Source organism: Roseicitreum antarcticum (assembly GCF_014681765.1).
GTDB lineage: Bacteria > Pseudomonadota > Alphaproteobacteria > Rhodobacterales > Rhodobacteraceae > Roseicitreum > Roseicitreum antarcticum.
Genome location: NZ_CP061498.1, coordinates 148,186 through 167,145, shown reverse-complemented (window position 1 = coordinate 167,145; position 18,960 = coordinate 148,186). Strand labels below are relative to the sequence as shown.

14 protein-coding genes are annotated in these 18,960 nt (G+C 63.6%); 4 read left to right on the top strand and 10 right to left on the bottom strand.

Features of this window, described 5'->3' with window-relative positions; genetic code table 11:
* Positions 1–72 precede the first annotated feature (72 nt).
* The gene (locus H9529_RS00815) at positions 73–1,941 is read left to right on the top strand and encodes an adenine deaminase (RefSeq protein WP_092885640.1); all 1,869 of its coding nucleotides are present in this window, start codon (positions 73–75) and stop codon (positions 1,939–1,941) included.
* Positions 1,942–1,969: 28 nt separating this feature from the next.
* On the opposite strand, the gene H9529_RS00810 is transcribed toward H9529_RS00815, so the two are convergent.
* From H9529_RS00810 to H9529_RS00785, 6 genes are all read right to left on the bottom strand, one after another.
* Entirely contained in the window at positions 1,970–3,286 is a 1,317-nt protein-coding gene (locus tag H9529_RS00810) for an amidohydrolase family protein (protein WP_092885638.1), read from the bottom strand.
* A 3-nt stretch (positions 3,287–3,289) separates the two neighbouring features.
* The gene (locus tag H9529_RS00805) at positions 3,290–4,348 is read right to left on the bottom strand and encodes an ABC transporter ATP-binding protein (protein WP_092885636.1); all 1,059 of its coding nucleotides are present in this window, start codon (positions 4,346–4,348) and stop codon (positions 3,290–3,292) included.
* 6 nt (positions 4,349–4,354) lie between these two features.
* Positions 4,355–5,146: an ABC transporter permease gene (locus H9529_RS00800; RefSeq protein ID WP_223814250.1), complete on the bottom strand. Its 792-nt coding sequence runs from the start codon at positions 5,144–5,146 to the stop codon at positions 4,355–4,357.
* Positions 5,143–5,967, bottom strand: a complete 825-nt coding sequence (locus tag H9529_RS00795) for an ABC transporter permease (protein WP_092885634.1) — start codon at positions 5,965–5,967, stop codon at positions 5,143–5,145. Before H9529_RS00795 ends, H9529_RS00800 begins: the two co-directional genes overlap by 4 nt.
* Positions 5,968–6,087: 120 nt before the next feature.
* Positions 6,088–7,119, bottom strand: a complete 1,032-nt coding sequence (locus H9529_RS00790; protein WP_092885632.1) for an ABC transporter substrate-binding protein — start codon at positions 7,117–7,119, stop codon at positions 6,088–6,090.
* Positions 7,120–7,318: 199 nt separating this feature from the next.
* Complete coding sequence (locus H9529_RS00785) at positions 7,319–8,026, bottom strand: TetR/AcrR family transcriptional regulator (RefSeq protein ID WP_143033458.1); 708 nt, start codon at positions 8,024–8,026, stop codon at positions 7,319–7,321.
* 104 nt (positions 8,027–8,130) lie between these two features.
* Between H9529_RS00785 and H9529_RS00780 the strand changes: the two genes are divergently transcribed.
* From H9529_RS00780 to H9529_RS00770, 3 genes are all read left to right on the top strand, one after another.
* A complete protein-coding gene (locus H9529_RS00780) occupies positions 8,131–9,384 on the top strand; it encodes an efflux RND transporter periplasmic adaptor subunit (RefSeq protein WP_092885628.1) in 1,254 nt (417 codons plus the stop codon).
* Positions 9,381–12,515, top strand: coding sequence for an efflux RND transporter permease subunit (locus H9529_RS00775; RefSeq protein ID WP_092885626.1), 3,135 nt, complete (start codon positions 9,381–9,383; stop codon positions 12,513–12,515). The genes H9529_RS00780 and H9529_RS00775 overlap by 4 nt, the downstream gene beginning before the upstream one ends.
* 360 nt (positions 12,516–12,875) lie before the next feature.
* Complete coding sequence (locus H9529_RS00770) at positions 12,876–13,808, top strand: LysR family transcriptional regulator (protein WP_092885624.1); 933 nt, start codon at positions 12,876–12,878, stop codon at positions 13,806–13,808.
* Here the strand turns inward: H9529_RS00770 and H9529_RS00765 are convergent.
* From H9529_RS00765 to H9529_RS00750, 4 genes are read right to left on the bottom strand one after another with little or no spacing between them, the layout of a single operon-like run.
* A complete protein-coding gene (locus H9529_RS00765; protein WP_092885622.1) occupies positions 13,805–15,241 on the bottom strand; it encodes a lyase family protein in 1,437 nt (478 codons plus the stop codon). The two genes, H9529_RS00770 and H9529_RS00765, sit on opposite strands and share 4 nt — an antisense overlap.
* Positions 15,238–17,061, bottom strand: coding sequence for an ABC transporter ATP-binding protein (locus H9529_RS00760; RefSeq protein ID WP_092885620.1), 1,824 nt, complete (start codon positions 17,059–17,061; stop codon positions 15,238–15,240). Before H9529_RS00760 ends, H9529_RS00765 begins: the two co-directional genes overlap by 4 nt.
* Complete coding sequence (locus H9529_RS00755) at positions 17,061–17,984, bottom strand: ABC transporter permease (protein ID WP_092885618.1); 924 nt, start codon at positions 17,982–17,984, stop codon at positions 17,061–17,063. The genes H9529_RS00760 and H9529_RS00755 overlap by 1 nt, the downstream gene beginning before the upstream one ends.
* On the bottom strand, positions 17,981–18,898 hold the full coding sequence (locus H9529_RS00750; protein ID WP_092885616.1) for an ABC transporter permease: 918 nt from the start codon (positions 18,896–18,898) through the stop codon (positions 17,981–17,983). Before H9529_RS00750 ends, H9529_RS00755 begins: the two co-directional genes overlap by 4 nt.
* Between the last annotated feature and the right edge of the window lie 62 nt (positions 18,899–18,960).

The window sequence follows — 18,960 nt, the reverse complement described above, 5'->3', positions numbered from 1 at the left end:
CATGCGGCCTTCATACCGCATCTCGACGCGCCCGCAACCGCGGACACATGCCTGAGACAGAAGGAACGCCCCATGCCGAACGACTTGCCGCCCGACCTGATCCTTGATGCGCAGGACGAAGTCACAATCCGGCAAGACCTGGTGCAGGTGGCCCTGGGCCGGCGCCCCGCAGATTGCCTGCTGCGCGTGGGGCGACTGCTGGACGTGGCGACGCGCACTTGGCTGGAGGATGCCGAGATCGCGATCCGGGGTCGGCGCATTGCATACACCGGCCCTGCGGGCACCTATACCGGCACCGCGCGCGAGCAACAGCACCGCCCCACGCTGGCCGCCGTCCCGGGCTTTGGTGAGGTGCATAAACACATCGAAAGCGCACATCTGACGCCCGAACACGAGGCCGCATTGGTCCTGCCGCATGGGAACACCTGGACCTGCGAGGCAAGTCATGAGTTTTCCAACGTCAATGGCACGCGCAATCTGGAATTCTGGCTGATGGCGCGGCAGGCCGGATCGCCACTGAAGATCTTCCCACTGCCGGGCTCCGCCGTGCCCCCCACCGCCTATGAAGGCGGTGGGGGCTATTTCGACGGCGCAGATCAGGCGGGTTTCCTGCGCGACAGCTTGATGGTCGCAGGGCTGGATGAAGTGATGGACTGGCCCGCGATCCATGACGCGCAAAACCCGTCTTATGCCCGCCTGTGGGGGATGATCGGCGCAACGCTGGCACAGCGCGGCGTGGTCGAGGGGCACGGCGCGGGCCTGCGCGACCTGGCCGCGATCAACGCCTTCGCTGCAGCGGGACTGGCGTCGGACCACGAGGCATGGACCGCGCAAGAAGCATGGGACAAGCTGCGCCACGGCATCTTTGTGCAAATCCGTCCGCATTCCATGCCCGACATCATCGCGGGTCTTTTGGAGCGCGGCTTGCAAGACTGGTCGCAGGTGGCCTTTGCCACTGATGACCGCAGCGCCTCGGACACACTGCGCATGGGCGCAACGGATTATAATGTCCGGCTTGCCATCGAGAGCGGCCTGCCGCCCGAGGTCGCGATCCAATGCGTCACCCTCAACCCCGCGCGGCACATGCGCCTGACACCCTATGTGGGCAGCCTTGCACCGGGGCGCTACGCAGATATCGTGCTGCTGGAAGACGTGGCAAGCCTGCAGATTGCCGAGGTCTGGGCAGATGGAAAACAGGTATCGCAGGGCGCGCAATATACCGGCACCCTGCCAAAGATCGACTGGCCGGACTGGGCAGTGCGCACCATCAATCTGCCGCGCCCGGCAGAAGCATCCGATTTCGCGATCGCCGCACCCGAGAGCCGGACGCAGGTGCATGCCGCGCTGCTTCGGCCCTTTCATTGGGCTGACGATTTCATCACCACCCAACTGGAGGTGTCCGACGGTCAGGTGCAGCGCGATGCCGCGCGCAACATCACCAAATTCGCCGTGGTGGACCGATATTCAGGCAAAGGGGGCACCGCGCGCATGTTGTGGCTGGGCTGTGGCCCCGCCACACCCGACACGGCGGTAGGCTGCACTGTCGCGCATGATCAGCACAACATATGGGTTGTCGGCTCATCCGACGCGGCCATGGCGCAGGTGGTGAACAAGATCCGGGACAATCAGGGCGGCTGGGCGCTGGCAACGGGCGGGCGCATCGTGGCTGATGTACGCTATGAGGTCGGCGGCCTGATGACCAACCGGCCCGCTCCGGATCTCGATGCCGAGATGGCGCATCTTCTGGCCGAGGGGGCAAAGATCGACTGGCTGTACGAGCCGACATTCTCGCCACGCTGGTTCCCGGGCTTCCCCGAACGGCTGCAATTCGCCACGCTGACCTGCGCGCCTTGGCGCTGGGTGCTGGTGGCCCCGACGCAGGCCGTGCCGCAAGGATTCGTCAATGTGCAGACCGGGCAAACCCATCCGGTCGTCTGGTAATCAGGCCCTGACCTTCAGGCACTGATTCTCAAGCGGCGTCGATCCGCGCCATTTCGGCACGAAAGCCGGTGGCGATCTGTCCTGCATCAGCCATCACCTGTGTGCGTTCAAGGGTCAGCACGTCACGGTCACGCATCAGCCAGCGCCCCGCCACCATCACATCGCGCACGTCCGAGGGCATAGCCGAGAAGACCAGCGTGGCATAATGGTCATAAATCGGCTGCATCCGGGGCGCGTCCAGCGCGATGCGGATCAGGTCGGCCTGCTTGCCGGGCTGGAGCGAGCCGATGCTGCCGTCCATCCCCAGCACCCGCGCGCCCTCGATCGTAGCCATGCGGATCACATCGCGCGCGGGCATCGGCGCGCGGCTTTTGCCCAGCAGCTTGGCGAACATCGACACCGGGCCAAATTGCGCAAAAAGGTCCAGAGTATTCCCGCTCATCGGACCATCGGTGGCGATGCCGACGGGGATACCGGCGGCGCGCATCGCCTCGACCGGCGCGATGCCACGTCCCGCCTTGGCATTCGACCGCGCGTTATGCGCCACGCCGACCCGCGCATCGGCCATGGCGGCGATGTCATCATCGGTCACATGCAGGCAATGCGCGCAGATCAACCCGGGACGCAGCAGGCCCGCCGCCTCCACCACCTGAACCGGGCGCATGTCGTGGTGCGTGGCACACCATTCATTCTCGGACGTCATTTCAGCGAGGTGGATCTGCACCGGCACATCCTGATGGTCGTCGGCCCAACGCGCGATCCGTTCCATCACCGGGACGCCCGTCGAATAGGGCGCATGCGGCGCGATGGAGGCGGTAATCCGCGAATGGCCCGCGAACTCATCCGCCAGCGCCGCGACAAGCGCGAAGCCTTCATCCATGCTGGCGTGGTCAGGCGGGTTGAAATCCGCCAGCGTCTGCCCGACGATGCCGCGCATCCCGGCGCGGTCCAGCACGCGGCCCACTTCGGCCTCGTAATAATACATATCGGCCACCGTGGTCACGCCCGCCTCGATCGACTCGAGCGCGGCAAGCGCCGTGCCCACGCGCACCATGGCCGGACTGACGAATTTCCGCTCCATTGGCAGGACATAGCGGAACAGCCGGTCATCCACGTCCTCGCCGAGGCCCCGGAACAGGGTCATGGCCAGGTGGCAATGCGGGTTGACCATGCCAGGCATCAAGATGTCGCCGCCAAGGTCCAGCGTCTCATCAGCGGTAACGTCCGGCGTACCGGTCCCCAGGGCAAGGATCGTCTCGCCTTCAACCAGCAGATATGCGCCCTCCATCACAGGCATATCCGGGGTGCAGGGCAGGATCGTGGCATTGGTAAACAAGATACGCATGGATCATTCAGCCTTCAGGATACAGCATTGCTCGGGGTCGGGCACCAGCATCGCACGCGCGCCGGGTTCCAGCGGCGCGGACTGCGGGCCGTTTGCCAGGAAATCGCCTGCAGGTGTCGTGCATTGGTACTGATACGCACGGCCCAGATAGGTACGGAGACCCAGTTCGGCCGGAATGCCCGCAGTGCCTGCGGCATCGACCACCAGCCCGTCCGCGCGGGCGGCGAGGATGAAGCGGTCGGGGATCGGACCAAAGCTGGCTTGCGACAGCGACAGGGCAATGCCGCCATCGCCCGCCGCCTGCACCGCGTCGCCGTCGCGCGCAGTGACCTGCATCGGGATCAGGTTCTCGAACCCGACAAATCGGGCAACGAAGACATTGGCGGGGCGCTGATACAGCACCTCAGGCGTATCAAGCTGCATGATCCGGCCCGCATGCATGATCGCCACTCGGTCCGAGATCGAAAATGCCTCTTCCTGATCGTGCGTGACATAGACCGAGGTGGTACCATTGGCGCGTTGCAGCTTGCGAATTTCCACCCGCATATCGACCCGCAACTTGGCGTCGAGATTCGACAGCGGCTCATCGAACATCAGTAGCGGCGGCTCGATCACCAGCGCGCGGGCCAGCGCCACGCGTTGCCGCTGCCCGCCCGAAAGCGCGCCGGGCAGCCGGTCGGCAAGTGCGGCAAGGCCCACGCGTTCCAGCATCGCGTCGGTGCTGGAACGCCGCGCCGCGCCCGTGATGCCGCGTTGCTTCAGCCCGAAGGCCACGTTGTCGCGCACCGACATATGCGGGAACAGCGCGTAGCTTTGAAAAACCAGCCCGATGTCGCGCTTATGCGCCGCCAGCTTCGTCAGGTCGCGCCCGCCCAGCGTGATGCTTCCCGTGGTGGGCTGCATGAATCCCGCGATCAGGCGCAGCGTCGTGGTCTTGCCGCAGCCCGATGCGCCAAGCAGCGATACGAGTTCACCCGCAGCAAGGCTGAGGGAAAGATCGTCCAGAACCTGGGTCTTGCCATAATGGGCGGAGAGGTTCTCGATATGCAGGGGTTGGGTCATGCAAGCTCATTTCGCAAGGAAGGTAAGGCCCAGCGTCCATTCCACGACGGCCATGACAGCCACGGTCAGAAGCATCAGCAGAACCGACACCGACGCGACGGTCGGATCGAAGAACTGCTCCATATGGGCCAGAAGCTGGATGGGAAGCGTGGATACGCCAGGGCCGGTCAGAAACAGCGATACCGAAACATCGTTGATCGAGGTGATGAAGGCCAGGATGAACGCGGCGATCACCCCGGAACGGACATTGGGCAGAATGATGGTGAAGAACGTCTTCAGCGGTCGGCTGCCCAGGCTGATCGCCGCCTCCTCGACCGCGAAGTCGAAAGAGGCAAGGCTGGCACTTATGACCCGCACGCAATAGGGCAGCACCAACAGCGTGTGACCGATCAAGAGCGTGGTGAAGATCGGCACGTTCTGGTCGACCGAGACTGAGCGGAGCAGCGAAAAGCCCAGTACGATTTCGGGCACCAGAATGGGCAGCACGAAGACCGTCGACAGCCACCCGGGCAACTGGATGCGGTAGCGGTTCAGCGCATAGGCGGCGGGAATACCGATCACCAGTGCCATCGCGGTGGCCATGGTCGCGATCTGCAGGCTGGTCAGCATGGTGCGGCGGAAGGCCGTGATTTCGAACACCCGCTCAAACCAGCGCAGGCTGAGACCTTGCGGCGGGAAGGTCAGAAAGGTGGTATCTGACAGCGCCGCGCCAAACACGATGACCAGCGGCCCCATCAGGAACAGATAAACCAAGACCGTGAAAACGATCAGCAAGGGATGTGTGGGAAGCCGCATCATGTCGCCATCGGGTTGAGACGACGCGCCATCCGCGTCATCAGAAGGACCACCGCCACCGTGACGATCACCATGATCGCCGCCACGGTCGAGGCGCCGGGCCAGTTGAACGAAACCATCGCTTGCTGGTGCAGCAGCGTGCCCATGGTCATCTGACGCTCCCCCCCGAGGAGCGCTGGCGTAGCATAGGCGGTGAAGGACCCGGTGAACACCAGCACCGCCCCCACGATCAGCCCCGGCACCGCCAGCGGGAACACCACCTGACGGAACACCGCCGCAGGCGTCGCGCCAAGCGAGGTTGCCGCCTGAATGACGTCTTCGGGAATATTCTCCAGCACGCCGACCAGCGTCAGGATCATCAGCGGCACAAACAGATAGACCATCGCCACGATCACCGCTCCCTGCGTGTAGAGCATGCTTATGGGCGCATCAGTTAACCCGGTCCATTGCAGGAACGAGTTCAGGATGCCGTTGCGGCCCAGAATGATGAGCCATGCGAACGACCGCACGATCACCCCAGTCAGCAGCGGAAACACCGCCGCAATGATCAGCAAACTCTTTACCCGCCCCGAAGCGCGGGCCACGACATAGGCCGTGAAAAATCCGACAATCACAGAAAAGAAGGTGGTGATCAGGGCGATCTCCAACGTCCGCCACAAGACGGTGCGGCGAAAGCCGCTGGTGAAGAACGCCTCATAAAGCGCTGTGATGCCCAGCGGATCGGCGAAGGTCGCGGCAATCGTCGCGCCCACGGGGAGGACAAGGAACAGCGCCACCAATGCCGTGGCAGGCAGGCTGAGGATCCAGCCGGCAAAACGTGTCATGCGGGGCTTTCATTCATGCGGTTGGTTGACGGCCACCGCCGCCTGTTTCAGCCTGCCGTACTGCAAAAGTTGCGGGCGGGCAAGCCGGGCAGCGGACAGGTTCCGCGCCCGGCATGCAGATCACATGCCGAAGACTTCGTTCCAGCGGTCGATCCATGCCGTTTTGGCGGCATTCATCTGGGTGTAATCGATGCGTTGCAGCCCGGCGATCATGCCGTCGCCATAGGTCCATTGCGCGGCTTCTTCCTCAGTCAAGTCAACTGCGGTCGCCACGGGCGCATCGACGCCGTTGCGTGCAAGCAGCGCCTGACGCTCAGGATCCAGGATGAAGTTGATGAATTCATGCGCCAGTTCGACATTGGCCGCCCCGGTGGGAATATTGACCGTGTTCAACGTGGCGATGTCGCCGTCTTCCAGTTCGGCCCAGACAATCGAGGGCACGGCCTGCTGAAGCTGCCCCAGTGCGAAATCCTGCGCCAGCGACACCGATATCTCGCCGGTGGAGAACAGGTTGATCATCTCGGACCCGGTGTTGTAATTCGTCACGACATTGCTGCGCAGCGCCTCGATCTCGGCAAAGGCAGGGTCGGCATCCTCGAAGGCATCGGTCCCGGCCTTTTCGCCAGCGATCATCACCACCATGGGGCCTGCGGTCGTGGTGATCCCGGGCAGCGACAGCGCATTGGCCAGATCGTCGCGCCACAGGTCTTCCCATTGCGTGATCGGCGCGGTGACGCGCTCTGCATCATAGACGATACCGACGCGGCCGATGGTGTACGCCGGGCCAAATTCGCCATGCGGGTTCTGCGCCATCTCATAAAGGCCGTCGATATTGGGCACCAGGCTACGGTCGATGGGCTGGAACAGCCCCGCCTCGACCCCGATCTGCGCAAAGCTGTCGGACAGGTAGATGACATCCACCCCTGCCCCGCCACGGATCTGTACGCGGTTCAGGCGGTCGGCGTTGTTGCCTGTCTCAAACACCAGTTCGCACTCGCATTGCTCCTGGAACGGCTGCACGATGAATTCGTTCAGCTTATCGCCGTTGAAGCCCCACCAGGACACAACCAGCGTCTCGGCGGCAGCCGGGCTTGCCAGCAGCAGGGCGGCAGCGGTAGTGGCAGACAAAAGCCGGGATTTAGAGGTGGTCATGCGGGATCTCCTTCGGGAAAATGGATGGCTGCCCCGAAGTGTTATTTTTGCAGGGGCTGCCTTGCAAGGGGCAATATCGCCGAGGACCCTACCGACGCAAGTGCGCACAGCGCGGGTTGATGGGGTTTTGCGGCCCGCGCTTAGGGCGCGCCGAATTCTCGAGCATAGCCGCCCCCGCGCAGGGTAGAGGGCACGTGCCTTACGGCAGCGCGCATCCGGGATCGAGCAAAGGCGCGTAGTCATCCACGGGCGCGAACCGGACCGCCCGGTCCGCCAGCCCCAGCAGCCGGTTGGTCAGCCCCTCCTCGGCGCGCACCCTTTCGCGGATCATCTGCCAGCCTGACGCGCGGTCCCCTGCCAGCGCGAGCTGGCGGGCACGCAGAAAGGTCGGCCAGCGCATGCGCCCGACCTCCAGCAGCAGATCCGCCGTCAGGCCCACATCGACGACCTGGAAGACCGACTTTGCCATGCCGTCGCCGATCAGCGCCCGGACAATCGGCAGGTTGCGGCGCAGGCTTTCTTCCTTCAGCCGGATCAGCAGCGGCGCATTACCGTCCTGTTTCGCCATGCGAACAATCGCGGCGATCTTGCCTGCATGCGACAGCTCCCACCGCGCCTCTTGGATCAAAAAGTTTGAATATCGCGCGACCGGGTCAGTTTCAAGGCGGGCAAGGCTGGCCTGACCGGCGGCGACGCTGTCATCCGCCAGGCGCTGGATGACAGCCAACAGCACATCTTCGCGCGAGATAAAGTGGTGGTAGAACCCGCCCTTGGAAATCCCCGCCGCCGCCACGATCCCCGCGACTGTAACATTTTCCCACGGCTGCACGGTAAGGAGCCGGGTCGCCGCGTCCAAAATAGCCGTCTTACGGGCCTCAGGCGACATCCGGTTGCGTTTGACAGTCACGTTTTCGTACTCCTGAGCACATCAGCCTTGATTACAGACCGCCGGTCGGTATGTATCACCGAAGACAGAGAATCCAAGCTGCCGCCGACGAAAGTGACAAAAACATGAACGATCAGCATGACGCCGCTGCGCCGGGCAAACCGGAACTGCGTTTCGACTCCGACCGGGGATCATCGCGGCCGTTCTGGCTTGCGTTGATATTGCTGCTTGCGATTGTGGCATGGATGGGCAGCGGCTATGTCTTCCCGTCCGAGCCTCCCGCCCAGGAGACGGTGGCCACGGAAAACGCCCCGCCCTCGGTACGGGTGCGCAGTTCGACCGCGGAAGCCGTGGTGCTGGAGTTCAGGTCGGAAGGTCAGGCAATGCCGGATCGCGACACCCGCATCCTGGCCGAAGGTGCCGGTGAAATCGTGGAAATGCCTGTTGCAAAAGGCCGGATGGTTGAGCGCGGCGATGTGATCGCGCAACTGGACGACCGGCGCGCACGATCCACGCTGGATCAGGCGATCGAGCAGCGCGCCAATGCCGAGCGTGAGTTCAACAATGCGACCGAGTTGTTTAACCGCGGGACGGCGACACAGACGCGGGTGTCGGAAACCCGCGCAGCCCTTGCCGCGGCCCAGGCCAGCGTAGTTGCAGCCGAGCAGGAACTGGCCGATCTGACGATCACCGCCCCCTTCGAGGGACTGATCGAGGCCTTGCCGGTCAGCGCGGGCGAGTATGTCTCGGTCGGTGAGCAGATCGCCCGGATCGTAGACAACAGCCCGCTGACGGTGACCATCCAAGTGCCGCAGCAGACCCACTCACGCCTTCAGGTCGGCCAGGCCGCCAAGGTCAATTTCATCACGGGCCAAGAGCGCGAGGGGACGGTCAGCTTCGTGGGAACCGCCGCGCAGGCCGAAACCCGCACCTTCCTGACCGAAATCGAGGTTCCGAACGAAGACCGCATGATCCCCGCGGGCGTGTCCGCCATGGTAACGATTCCGACGGGCGAGGCACAGGCGCATTTCATCCATACCTCCATCATCTCGCTTAGCCCGGACGGGCACCTGGGGGTGAAGACCGTTGAAGACAGGCATGTTCGGTTTCAGCGGATCGGCATCGTCAAAACCGAGGTTGACGGCATTTGGGTCTCAGGGCTGGAAGACGAAGCCACGATCATAACCATCGGTCAGGGCTTCGTGCGCGACAGCGAAGAAGTGCGCGCGCAGACGGAAGAAGAGGCAGGGCAGCCAGAAGACACGGCCGCCCAATCTGATGCAGTAGCTCAGTCTGATACGGTGGACGCGTCTGAAGGCGCGCCTGCAACACCCGACGCCGATACACCCGGCACCGCCATGCAGGAGCGCGCACAGTGAACACCCTGATCGACGCCGCCTTCTCGCGCAGCCGTGTGGTCCTGATCGCGCTGTTGATGGTCCTGGGGCTGGGTGCGATCGCCTATGTCTCCATCCCGAAGGAAGCCAACCCCGAGGTGCCGCTGCCGCTGGTCTATGTCTCGACCACGCTTGAAGGGATCAGCCCAACCGATGCCGAACGTCTGCTGATCGAACCGATGGAGGCGGAATTCGGCGCCATCGAGGGGTTGCAACAGATGTCGAGCGAAGCCACCGAAGGCTTCGCCAGCGTGCAACTGGAATTCGCCGCAGGCGGCGACATTGACGAGGCACTGGACAAGGTGCGCGACGCGGCCGACCGGATCACCGGCGACTTGCCCGAGGATGCGTCCGAGATCCGGATCACCGAGATCAATACCGCCCTTTTCCCGATCATCACAGTGATCCTCTCTGGCCCAGTGCCCGAGCGGATGCTGAATACGCTGGCAGAAAACGTCCAAGATGAGGTAGAGGCGCTGCGCGGCGTGCTCGAAGTCGATATCGGTGGGGCGCGCGATGAATTCCTGGAAGTCCTGATCGATCCGACGGTTTTCCAGACCTACAACCTCAGCTTCGAGGAACTGATCGGTCAGTTGCAGCGCAACAATCAGCTGATTGCCGCCGGCGCCATTGAGACCGGCGGCGGGCGCATCGTCCTCAAGGTGCCCGGCCTGATCGAAGATCTGGACGACGTGATGCAGATGCCCGTCAAGGTAGAAGGCACCACGGTGGTGACCTTTGGCGACGTGGCCACCGTGCGCCGCGCGTTCGAAGATCCGACAAGTTTCGCGCGCATCGACGGGCAGCCATCGCTGGCACTGGAGATCACGAAGCGGTCGGGCGCGAACATCATCGACACTGTCGCCGAGACCAAGGCCGTGATCGAGGAAATGACCACAGGCTGGCCAGACAGCGTGCGCGTGACCTATCTTCAGGACCAGTCCGAACAGGTGAAAACCCTGCTCTCCGATCTGGAGGCCAACGTCATCGCCGCAATCATTCTGGTGATGATCGTGATCGTTTTCGCACTGGGTCTGCGCTCGGCGATTCTGGTGGGGTTGTCGATTCCGGGTGCGTTCCTGGCCGGTGTCACCGTGATCTGGGCCATGGGTTTTACCATGAATATCGTGGTGCTGTTCGCCCTGATCCTTGTCGTCGGCATGTTGGTTGACGGCGCCATTGTGACGGTGGAACTGGCCGACCGGCGCTTGCAGGAAGGCGATGACCCGAAGGCAGCCTACGCTTTCGCCGCCAAGCGTATGGCATGGCCGATCATCGCATCGACCGCGACAACGCTCAGCGTGTTCTTTCCCTTGCTGTTCTGGACCGGGCTGATTGGCCAGTTCATGAAGTACCTGCCGATCACCGTTATCCTGACGCTCAGCGCGTCCTTGTTCATGGCCCTGATCTTCATTCCGGTGCTGGGCGGGGTAATCGGGCGCAATCAGCCGCAAAGCGCGCAGTCCAAGGCTTCGATGTATGCCGCCGAACATGGCGATCCACGCGACATCGGCGGCTTTACCGGCGCCTATGTCCGGTTTCTGGAGCAAGCAATCCTGCGGCCCTGGACCACGCTGGTGCTGGCGATCGCCCTGCTGATGGGCGGCTTTGCGCTTTATGGTGAGTTCGGCCGCGGCGTGTCCTTCTTCCCCTCGGTAGAGCCGGAATTCATGCAGGTCCAAATCCGCGCGCGCGACAACCTGTCGATCTATGAGCGCGACGATCTCGTGCGTCTGGTCGAGGACCGGCTGATCGGCACCCCGGGCGTGGCCAGCGTCTACGCAAGGTCCAGCATGGGATCGGGCCAAGGCGATGAAGAGGTAATCGGCACGATCCAGCTGGACCTTGACGATTGGCAAGAGCGCCGCGCCGCCGCCGAGATCGGCGCCGATATCCGGTCCGAGATGTCAGATATCGCCGGGATCGATGTGCAGGTGGAAACCGAAAGCGGCGGGCCATCGGGGGGCAAGCCAGTCAACATCCGTGTCTCAGCCGCCAACCCTGCCGATCAGGCTGCTGCGACCGAGACCGTACTGGCCACCATGGCGCGGATCGGCGGCTTTACCGACGTGACCGACACGCGCGCCCTGCCCGGCGTCGAAGTGGCGATCAATGTCAACCGCGCCGAAGCGGCCCGCTTTGGCGCCGATGTAAACCTTCTGGGTCAGGCGGTGCGCTTGCTGACACAGGGCATCACGGTGACGAACTACCGTCCCTCGGATTCGGACGGCGAACTTGATGTTCGGGTGCGCTTTCCCAGCGACGACCGATCGCTGTCGCAACTGGCGAACCTGCGGGTGCCAACATCGGTGGGGCTGATCCCGATCTCGAACTTCGTGACCTTCGAACCGGTCGAGCGGGTCGGCGTCATCCGCCGGATCGATGAACGGCGGGTGACGACGATCGAGGCGAACGTGGCGCCCAGCGTGCTGGTCAACGACCAGATCGCCGCGCTGCAATCCGCGCTGGACGCCGCCGACCTGCCCGAAAGCGCCAGCTACGATTTCGCCGGCGAAGCCGAAGATCAGCAGGAATCCATGATTTTCCTTGCAAGCGCCTTTGTCGCGGCCATCGTGCTGATGTTCATGATCTTGCTGGTGCAATTCAACAGCTTCTATCAAGCCTTCGTGGTCATGAGCGCGATCATCTTCTCAATCGCCGGGGTGCTTTTGGGCCTCGTTGTGACCGGGCGACCCTTCGGTGTCGTTATGGGCGGGGTCGGCATCATCGCGCTGGCCGGGATCGTGGTAAACAACAACATCGTATTGATCGACGCGTATAATGAGCTGCGCAAAGACGGCGCTTCGGCCTATGAGGCCGCGCTGCGCACGGGTGCCCAGCGTCTGCGCCCGGTCGTGCTGACATCGGTGACCACAGCGTTGGGCCTTCTGCCGATGGTCATGGGACTGAACATCGACTTCTTCAACCGCGAGTTGGTCTTTGGCGCGCCATCGACGCAATACTGGACTGAGCTGTCCAGCGCGATTGCCGGGGGCCTTGTGATCGCGACGATCCTGACGCTGGTGGTTACGCCCGCGATGCTGATGCTCCGCGAAAAACGCGCGGAACGCGGCATCGCGCAGCACCCCGAGGGTAAGGCGGTTGCCGCTTGACCCGGGCGCGGTGCAGTAATTGCATCGAAGCCTTGTCGAAACCCAGGCAGATGTCATGAATCGTGCCGATACTGCGCCATAGGCGGATCAAGGGGCTTGAGAATGACCACATCAGGGGATGCACGCTTCTGGGACAAGGCTTCGCGGCGCTATGCCAAACGCAAGGATACCCGCCCGTTCATCGTGGCACGCAAGCGAGACTGAAGCCATCCGACAACCCGTGCGCTCGGTCGCGCTGACCTGACCGCCAGGATGCGGCGGCACGATTTTCAAATTGCATTGCTGGCGCGTGTCAGGCGTGACTGGTATGAGGAAGCCTGAGCGTCGGCGCTCGGCTGCCCCAACTGGACAATACTTCAGATGAATTTGCGTGCCCTGCGGCTGTTTCGCGAGATCGTGCTTTCAGGATCATTGCACGAGGCCGCAAAACGGCTGAACACCTCGACGTCGGCGGCGAGCCGTCTGATCTTGAACCTGGAGCAGGACCTGTGCCTGCCGCTTTTCTCGCGCAATCACCGGCGGCTGGAACTGACCGAGGATGGCGATATGTTCTATCGCTCGATCCTCCACACGTTGGACGGGCTGGATGAGATCCCGGTTGTCGCCGGGGATATCGCCCGGCGGACCCGCGAATGGCTGTCGGTCGTGACAGCCGCACCACTGGCCAATGGGCTGGTCACCCCGGCGCTGGCGCAGCTTCAGCACGAAGGGTGTGAATTCCGGTGTAGCGTCAGTGTCGAGACGCGGTTCGACATCGAAAGCAAGGTGGCGGCGCGGGGCTATAACCTGGGCCTGATCTCGCTGCCTGTCGAGAATTCCATCATCGTGCTGGAAACCGTCCCAATCCTGCGCGCGCGGGTCGGTGTCGTGCTGCCGCGCGCCCATCCGCTGGCCGAACGCGAAGCCATCGCGCTGAAGGACATCGTGGATGAGCCGTTCATCGGGCTGCGGCCCGGCCAGCGCTGGCGCGACCGCACGGATGAGTTGCTGGGCCGGACCGGCCTGCGCCCGAAATTCTGGATCGAGACCAACGCGACGCCGTTGGTGATCGGCATGGTGCGCGCGGGTCTGGGTGTTTCGGTGATCGACCGGGTCTGCGCCGGGCTGCTACCCGAAGGTGACCCGGCGGTGTTCCGCCCGCTGGTGGATACCCACTGGATCACCTATGCCAGCTTGCACCCGCCCGGCGTGCGGCTACAACTGGCCGAGCGGTTTCTGGATGCGCTGGCCGCGTCTGTCGAGATGCGCAGCGCCAAGGATGCCGATTTCGCAAGGGATCTCGAGCTGCTTTAGCCCGCCCCGGCCCCGATCCCAGACTCTGCCCCAATCTCGGCCACCGCCTCATTTCCAGTCCGACCCTCTTGCGGCTCCTGCGCCCCGGATACGCCTGCGCGCAGCCGTGCGGCCAGATCCCGGCCGAAAATGGCTGCCTCTAGCGCGATGCGTTCGCTCTCGCCCAAATAGGTCCGGGTATCCAGCGCCTCGGTCACAGCATCGGCACTGATAGCGCCGCGCAGGGCGGGTAGTGCCACGACCCTGGCGGCCAGCGCATCGCGCGAGGGCGGCGCATCAGCCAGCATTTGTTGCAAGATATCATGCGCCTGAATGTGCCCCAGAATCGGGGCCAACAGCATCATCAACCGCTCGGACGCGGCATAAGCAGGCGAGTCCGACAGATTTACCAACATTCGATCGGGCAACGGCCTGACTGTCTTGCAAAGCGTCTCGAACGCGCGCGCAAGGGTCCAGGCCAGCGGGCAAACCCGGTCAAGCACGCGCACCACCAGATGATTGGCCGCCGCATCACCCTCGTGCAGCGTCAGCGCCCCCTGCATCGCCGGGGCGGCGGCCGCACGCAAGTCGGCGGCCATCGCCATGACGTGCACGACCAGCTTGGGGTTGACCTTGTGCGGCATGGTGGACGACCCGACTGTTCCCGCACCCTGCACCTCGGCGATCTCACCGATTTCCTCGGACATCAGGGCGTAGAGCTCGGTCGCGATCCGTTCGAAGGTCGTGGCCAGCAGCGCCAATTGCACCACGTAATCGGCAAATAGGTCATTCACCGCGCGCCCCGGCACCAGCAGCGCGCCAAGATTAAGGTCCTGCTCCATGCGGCGGCTGATTGCGCGGCCCCGCCCCTCAAACGCGTGCATGGCGCCGACCGCGCCGCCAAAGGGCAGCACGAAGACACGCTTTTCCATCCCGACGATTCGGTCGGCAGCGCGGTCGAGTTCCTCGATCCAGCCCGCGACCTTGAAGCCAAAGCTGATCGGCAGTGCGTGGCGCCGGTTGGTGCGGCCCATCATGGGCGTAGCGGCATGTGAATCGGCGAGGCCCGCCAAGCAATCAACCGCGCCCGCCAGATGGGCACGCAACGCGCCCTGCGCGCGCCGCATCAACAATAGCCGCCCTGTCTGCATCACGTTCTGCGTGGTCGCACCCCAATGAACATACGCCCCCGCCGGACCCGCACGGGCGGCAACCACCCGGGTCAGCGCGTTGATAGGCGCGTGGCTGCGGGCGGCCTCGGCCTCCAGCGCCTCCAGTCCCAGCGTTTCCACGTTGGCCACAGCGGCAATCCCCTCGGCAGCCCAGTCGGGAATAATACCAAGGTCGGCCTGTGCGTGCGCCAGTGCGACCTCCACGTCCAGCCAGGATTGCCAAAGGTTGGCAGGGGAAAAGAGCGTTTCTGGCGTCATATCCGTGGTCTGTGCAACGTTCATAGGGGGGCAGCCTTTTGCAGGGCGGCATGATCAAAACGCGGCGCGGCATTCAGCAACATGCGGGTGTAATCGGCTTTTGGCCGAGCCAGAACATCGGCAGCGGAACCTTCCTCGACCAATTGGCCCTGGAGCAGCACGGCGACACGGTTGGCCAGTTGATGCACCACCGCCATGTCATGGGTGATGATCAGCGTGGTCAGCCCGAATTCCTCCTGAAGATCGGACAACAGATTCAGGATCTGCGCCTGCACCGACACATCCAGCGCCGATGTCGGCTCATCACAGATCAGCACCTCGGGGTCGTTGATCATGGCGCGCGCGATGGCGACGCGCTGGCGCTGCCCGCCCGACAGATGCAGCGGATAGCTGTGCAGAAGGCGCGTGGGCAACCGCACAAGATCCATCATGTCGCGCGCCCGGCGCATCCTTTCGGCCGCATCCACCCCGCGCAGATCCAACGGGCGCGCGATGATCTCAGCCACTGTGCGGCGAGGGTTGAGCGATGAATAAGGGTCCTGAAATATCGGCTGGACCAGCTTGGCGCGCGCGTTGTCAGCCATACCCGCGATCGGCTGGCCCTGCAGCAGCACCTCGCCCGCCGTCGGATCGATCAGCCCCAACAGGATGCGCGCCAGCGTCGATTTGCCCGACCCGCTTTCACCGACCAGCGCAAGCGTCTCGCCCCGCCGCACGTCGAGCGAGACGTGATCGACGGCGCGGATCTCTTTCTTCCGGCCAAACAAACCGTCCTTCATCTGGTAGAGCTTCAGGATGTCGCGCGCCTCGATCATAAGATCGGCGGTCGCAGCGTTTTCCGTGGCAGCAGGCAGCGCCTTTGCTGCTCCCAGCGCGGTCTCGCCCGGCCCTGTAAGGATGCAGCGTGCCCAATGATCGGCGTCGCCGCGCACCGGCGGCTGCGCCTGCGTGCAGACAGGCTGCGCATCGGCGCAGCGCGGCGCGAAAACGCAGGCGGTGGGTGGCGTCATCTGGGCGGCCACCGTACCCGGGATCGCCGCCAGCCGGTGGCGCGGCCCGTCGATGGTGGGAATCGCGCGCAGCAACGCGCCGGTGTAAGGGTGGCGCGCATTGGCAAGCACCGCCGCGGCGCGCCCGGCCTCTACCATCTCGCCGCTATACATCACCGCCACCCTGTCGGTGGCCTGCGACACGACGGCCAGGTCATGCGAAATCAGGATCATCGCCATCCCGGTCTCCTGCCGCAAATCGGCCAGCAGCGCCATGATCTGCGCCTGTACGGTCACGTCCAACGCGGTGGTGGGTTCATCCGCGATCAATACCTCTGGCTCCAGCATGAGGGCCATGGCGATCATGACACGTTGGCGCTGGCCGCCCGACATCTGGTGCGGGTATTGACCCATCCGCGTGCCGGGGTCAGGGATGCCCACCCTGTCCAGCAACGACACGGCCCGGGCATGGGCCGCGCGGGAGGTCAGCCGACCCAGCCGAAGCGAAGCCTCGGTCATCTGCCGCCCGATGGTATAGACCGGATTGAGCGAGGTCATGGGTTCCTGAAAGATCATGCCAATCCGCGTGCCCTGAACCGTATCGGCAAAGGCGCGGTCAGACATTGCCAGCAGATCCTGACCGCCCAGATGCATCCGGTCGGCAGAACGCTGCGCATTGCGCGGCAAAAGCCGCATCAACGCCAGCGCCGTCATGGATTTGCCCGACCCGCTTTCGCCGACGATGCCAAGGGCCTCGCCCGCATCCAGCCGGAAGGACAGGCCCTGCACCGCATGCAGCATTCCCGCAGGGACCGGCAGTCGCACGGTCAGGTTTTCGACGTCGATCAGGGGCATCAGGATTTCTCCTCGGGTGAGGTGATGTCGCGCAGCCCGTCGCCCATCAGGTTTGCACCAATCACCAGCACGAACAGGAACATGCCGGGCAGAACCACCAGCCAGGGGCGATAGAACATAGCCTCTTTCCCCTCGGCGATCATCAGGCCCCAACTGGGCGTCGGCGCTTGAATACCCACGCCAAGGAAACTAAGCGATGCTTCCGCAAGGATCGAGATGCCAAGCTCGAACGTGAAGATCACGATGATCTTGGAACTGAGGTTGGGCAGGATCTCATGCCAGATGATCTGCCGCGAGGTCGCGCCCGAGGCACGCGCCGCGGCAATGAAATCAAGGCTGCGAATGTGCTGGGTCGCCGAGCGCGTCACCACAAGATAATAGGTCCAGTGTAAAGCGCCGATGATGCAGATCACCACCAGCACTGATGGCCCGATGAAGAACACCAGCGCCATGGCCAGCAACAGGCCCGGCAGCGCCAGTTGCGCCGTCAGAACGAAGCTGACCGCATGATCGACCCAGCCGCCAAAATACCCAGCCACAACCCCCAGCGTCACGCCGATGAACAGCCCGATAGTGGCAGCGCCCAGCCCGATGGTAATCGACACGCGGGTGCCATAGATCAGACGGCTGAGGTAGTCGCGCCCCACTTGATCGGTGCCAAGCGGATAGGTCCAGTTGCCGCCCTCTACCCAGACGGGCGGCAGCAAGCGGGCGGGCAGCGACTGCGCATAAGGATCGTGCGGCGCCAGCAGCGGCGCGAAGATCGCGATCAGGATGAGCGCCAGCAAGATGCCAGCCCCGATCTGAAAACCACGGTGCTTCAGCGCACGACCGCGCACCAGCGTGCGGGGGCTGGGGGGAAGCGCCTCCGCCCCATCGGCGGCGTCAGCACTGAGGGCGGTTGCTTTGGAAATATCACTCATCCGATCCGTATCCTTGGGTCCAGCGCAGCGTTCAGGATGTCAGCCAGTAGGTTGGTGGCGACAAAAACCAGCGCGAAGAGGAAAATCAGCATCTGAACAGTAGGAATGTCGGCGCCAAGAATGGATTGCAGCGCCAGCCGCCCCAAGCCGTTGATCGCAAAGATGCTTTCAGTGATGACCGACCCGCCGACTTTCTGGCCCAACTGTACTGCCAGCACCGAGACCACGGGCAGCAACGCGTTGCGTAGCGCATGGCGCATCAGCAGCGCGCGGCCTCGGTAGCCCTTGGCGCGCGCGGTGCGGATGTAGTCCGATCCCATAACCTCGATCAGGCCAGTGCGCATCAGTCGCATCACAGGGGGCACCGAAGACGCCCCAAGCACGAAGGCAGGCAGAACGAAATGCTGCCATGTGCTGTCGCCGGAGACTGGCAGAATGGGCATCATGACCGCGAACAGGATGATCAGGATCAGCCCCAGCCAGAAGTTCGGCACCGCCTGCGCCGACACGGCCAGCCAGAGCGCGAAACGGTCAATCCAGGTGTTGCGGTTCAACGCCGCCATCGCGCCAAGCGGGATAGCGATGCAGATCGTGACCGCAAGGGCCGAGAAAGCGAGCGTCAGCGTCGTGCCCACGCGTTCCGCAACCAGCGCCGCAACGGGCTTGTTCCAGTAGTAGCTGACGCCAAAATCGCCCCGGAGTACGCCCGACAACCAATCCATGTAGCGCACCCACAATGGACGGTCGAGGCCGTAGCGGATGCGGATCTGTTCGATCACCTCGGGGTCGGCTTCCTCGCCTGCGATGGCATAGGCCGGGTCGGTCGCAATGTTGAGAAGAAAGAACGCCGCCAGCGAGACAGTCAGCGCCACTGCCAGCGCCAGCGCTGCGCGTTGCAAGATGTAGTTAACCATCTGTAGGCCTTCCGCACGAAGTGAGGGGATAGTGTGGTGCGCCAGTGCCGGGGCGATCAGAC

What these genes read in the sequence shown, in the direction of transcription:
- H9529_RS00800 (WP_223814250.1), bottom strand. Translation starts at nt 5,146, where the DNA reads ATGATGCGGCTTCCCACACATCCCTTGCTGATCGTTTTCACGGTCTTG.
- H9529_RS00770 (WP_092885624.1), top strand. Translation starts at nt 12,876, where the DNA reads ATGAATTTGCGTGCCCTGCGGCTGTTTCGCGAGATCGTGCTTTCAGGA.
- H9529_RS00780 (WP_092885628.1), top strand. Translation starts at nt 8,131, where the DNA reads ATGAACGATCAGCATGACGCCGCTGCGCCGGGCAAACCGGAACTGCGT.
- H9529_RS00810 (WP_092885638.1), bottom strand. Translation starts at nt 3,286, where the DNA reads ATGCGTATCTTGTTTACCAATGCCACGATCCTGCCCTGCACCCCGGAT.
- H9529_RS00790 (WP_092885632.1), bottom strand. Translation starts at nt 7,119, where the DNA reads ATGACCACCTCTAAATCCCGGCTTTTGTCTGCCACTACCGCTGCCGCC.
- H9529_RS00750 (WP_092885616.1), bottom strand. Translation starts at nt 18,898, where the DNA reads ATGGTTAACTACATCTTGCAACGCGCAGCGCTGGCGCTGGCAGTGGCG.
- H9529_RS00795 (WP_092885634.1), bottom strand. Translation starts at nt 5,967, where the DNA reads ATGACACGTTTTGCCGGCTGGATCCTCAGCCTGCCTGCCACGGCATTG.
- H9529_RS00760 (WP_092885620.1), bottom strand. Translation starts at nt 17,061, where the DNA reads ATGCCCCTGATCGACGTCGAAAACCTGACCGTGCGACTGCCGGTCCCT.
- H9529_RS00755 (WP_092885618.1), bottom strand. Translation starts at nt 17,984, where the DNA reads ATGAGTGATATTTCCAAAGCAACCGCCCTCAGTGCTGACGCCGCCGAT.
- H9529_RS00805 (WP_092885636.1), bottom strand. Translation starts at nt 4,348, where the DNA reads ATGACCCAACCCCTGCATATCGAGAACCTCTCCGCCCATTATGGCAAG.
- H9529_RS00815 (WP_092885640.1), top strand. Translation starts at nt 73, where the DNA reads ATGCCGAACGACTTGCCGCCCGACCTGATCCTTGATGCGCAGGACGAA.
- H9529_RS00765 (WP_092885622.1), bottom strand. Translation starts at nt 15,241, where the DNA reads ATGAACGTTGCACAGACCACGGATATGACGCCAGAAACGCTCTTTTCC.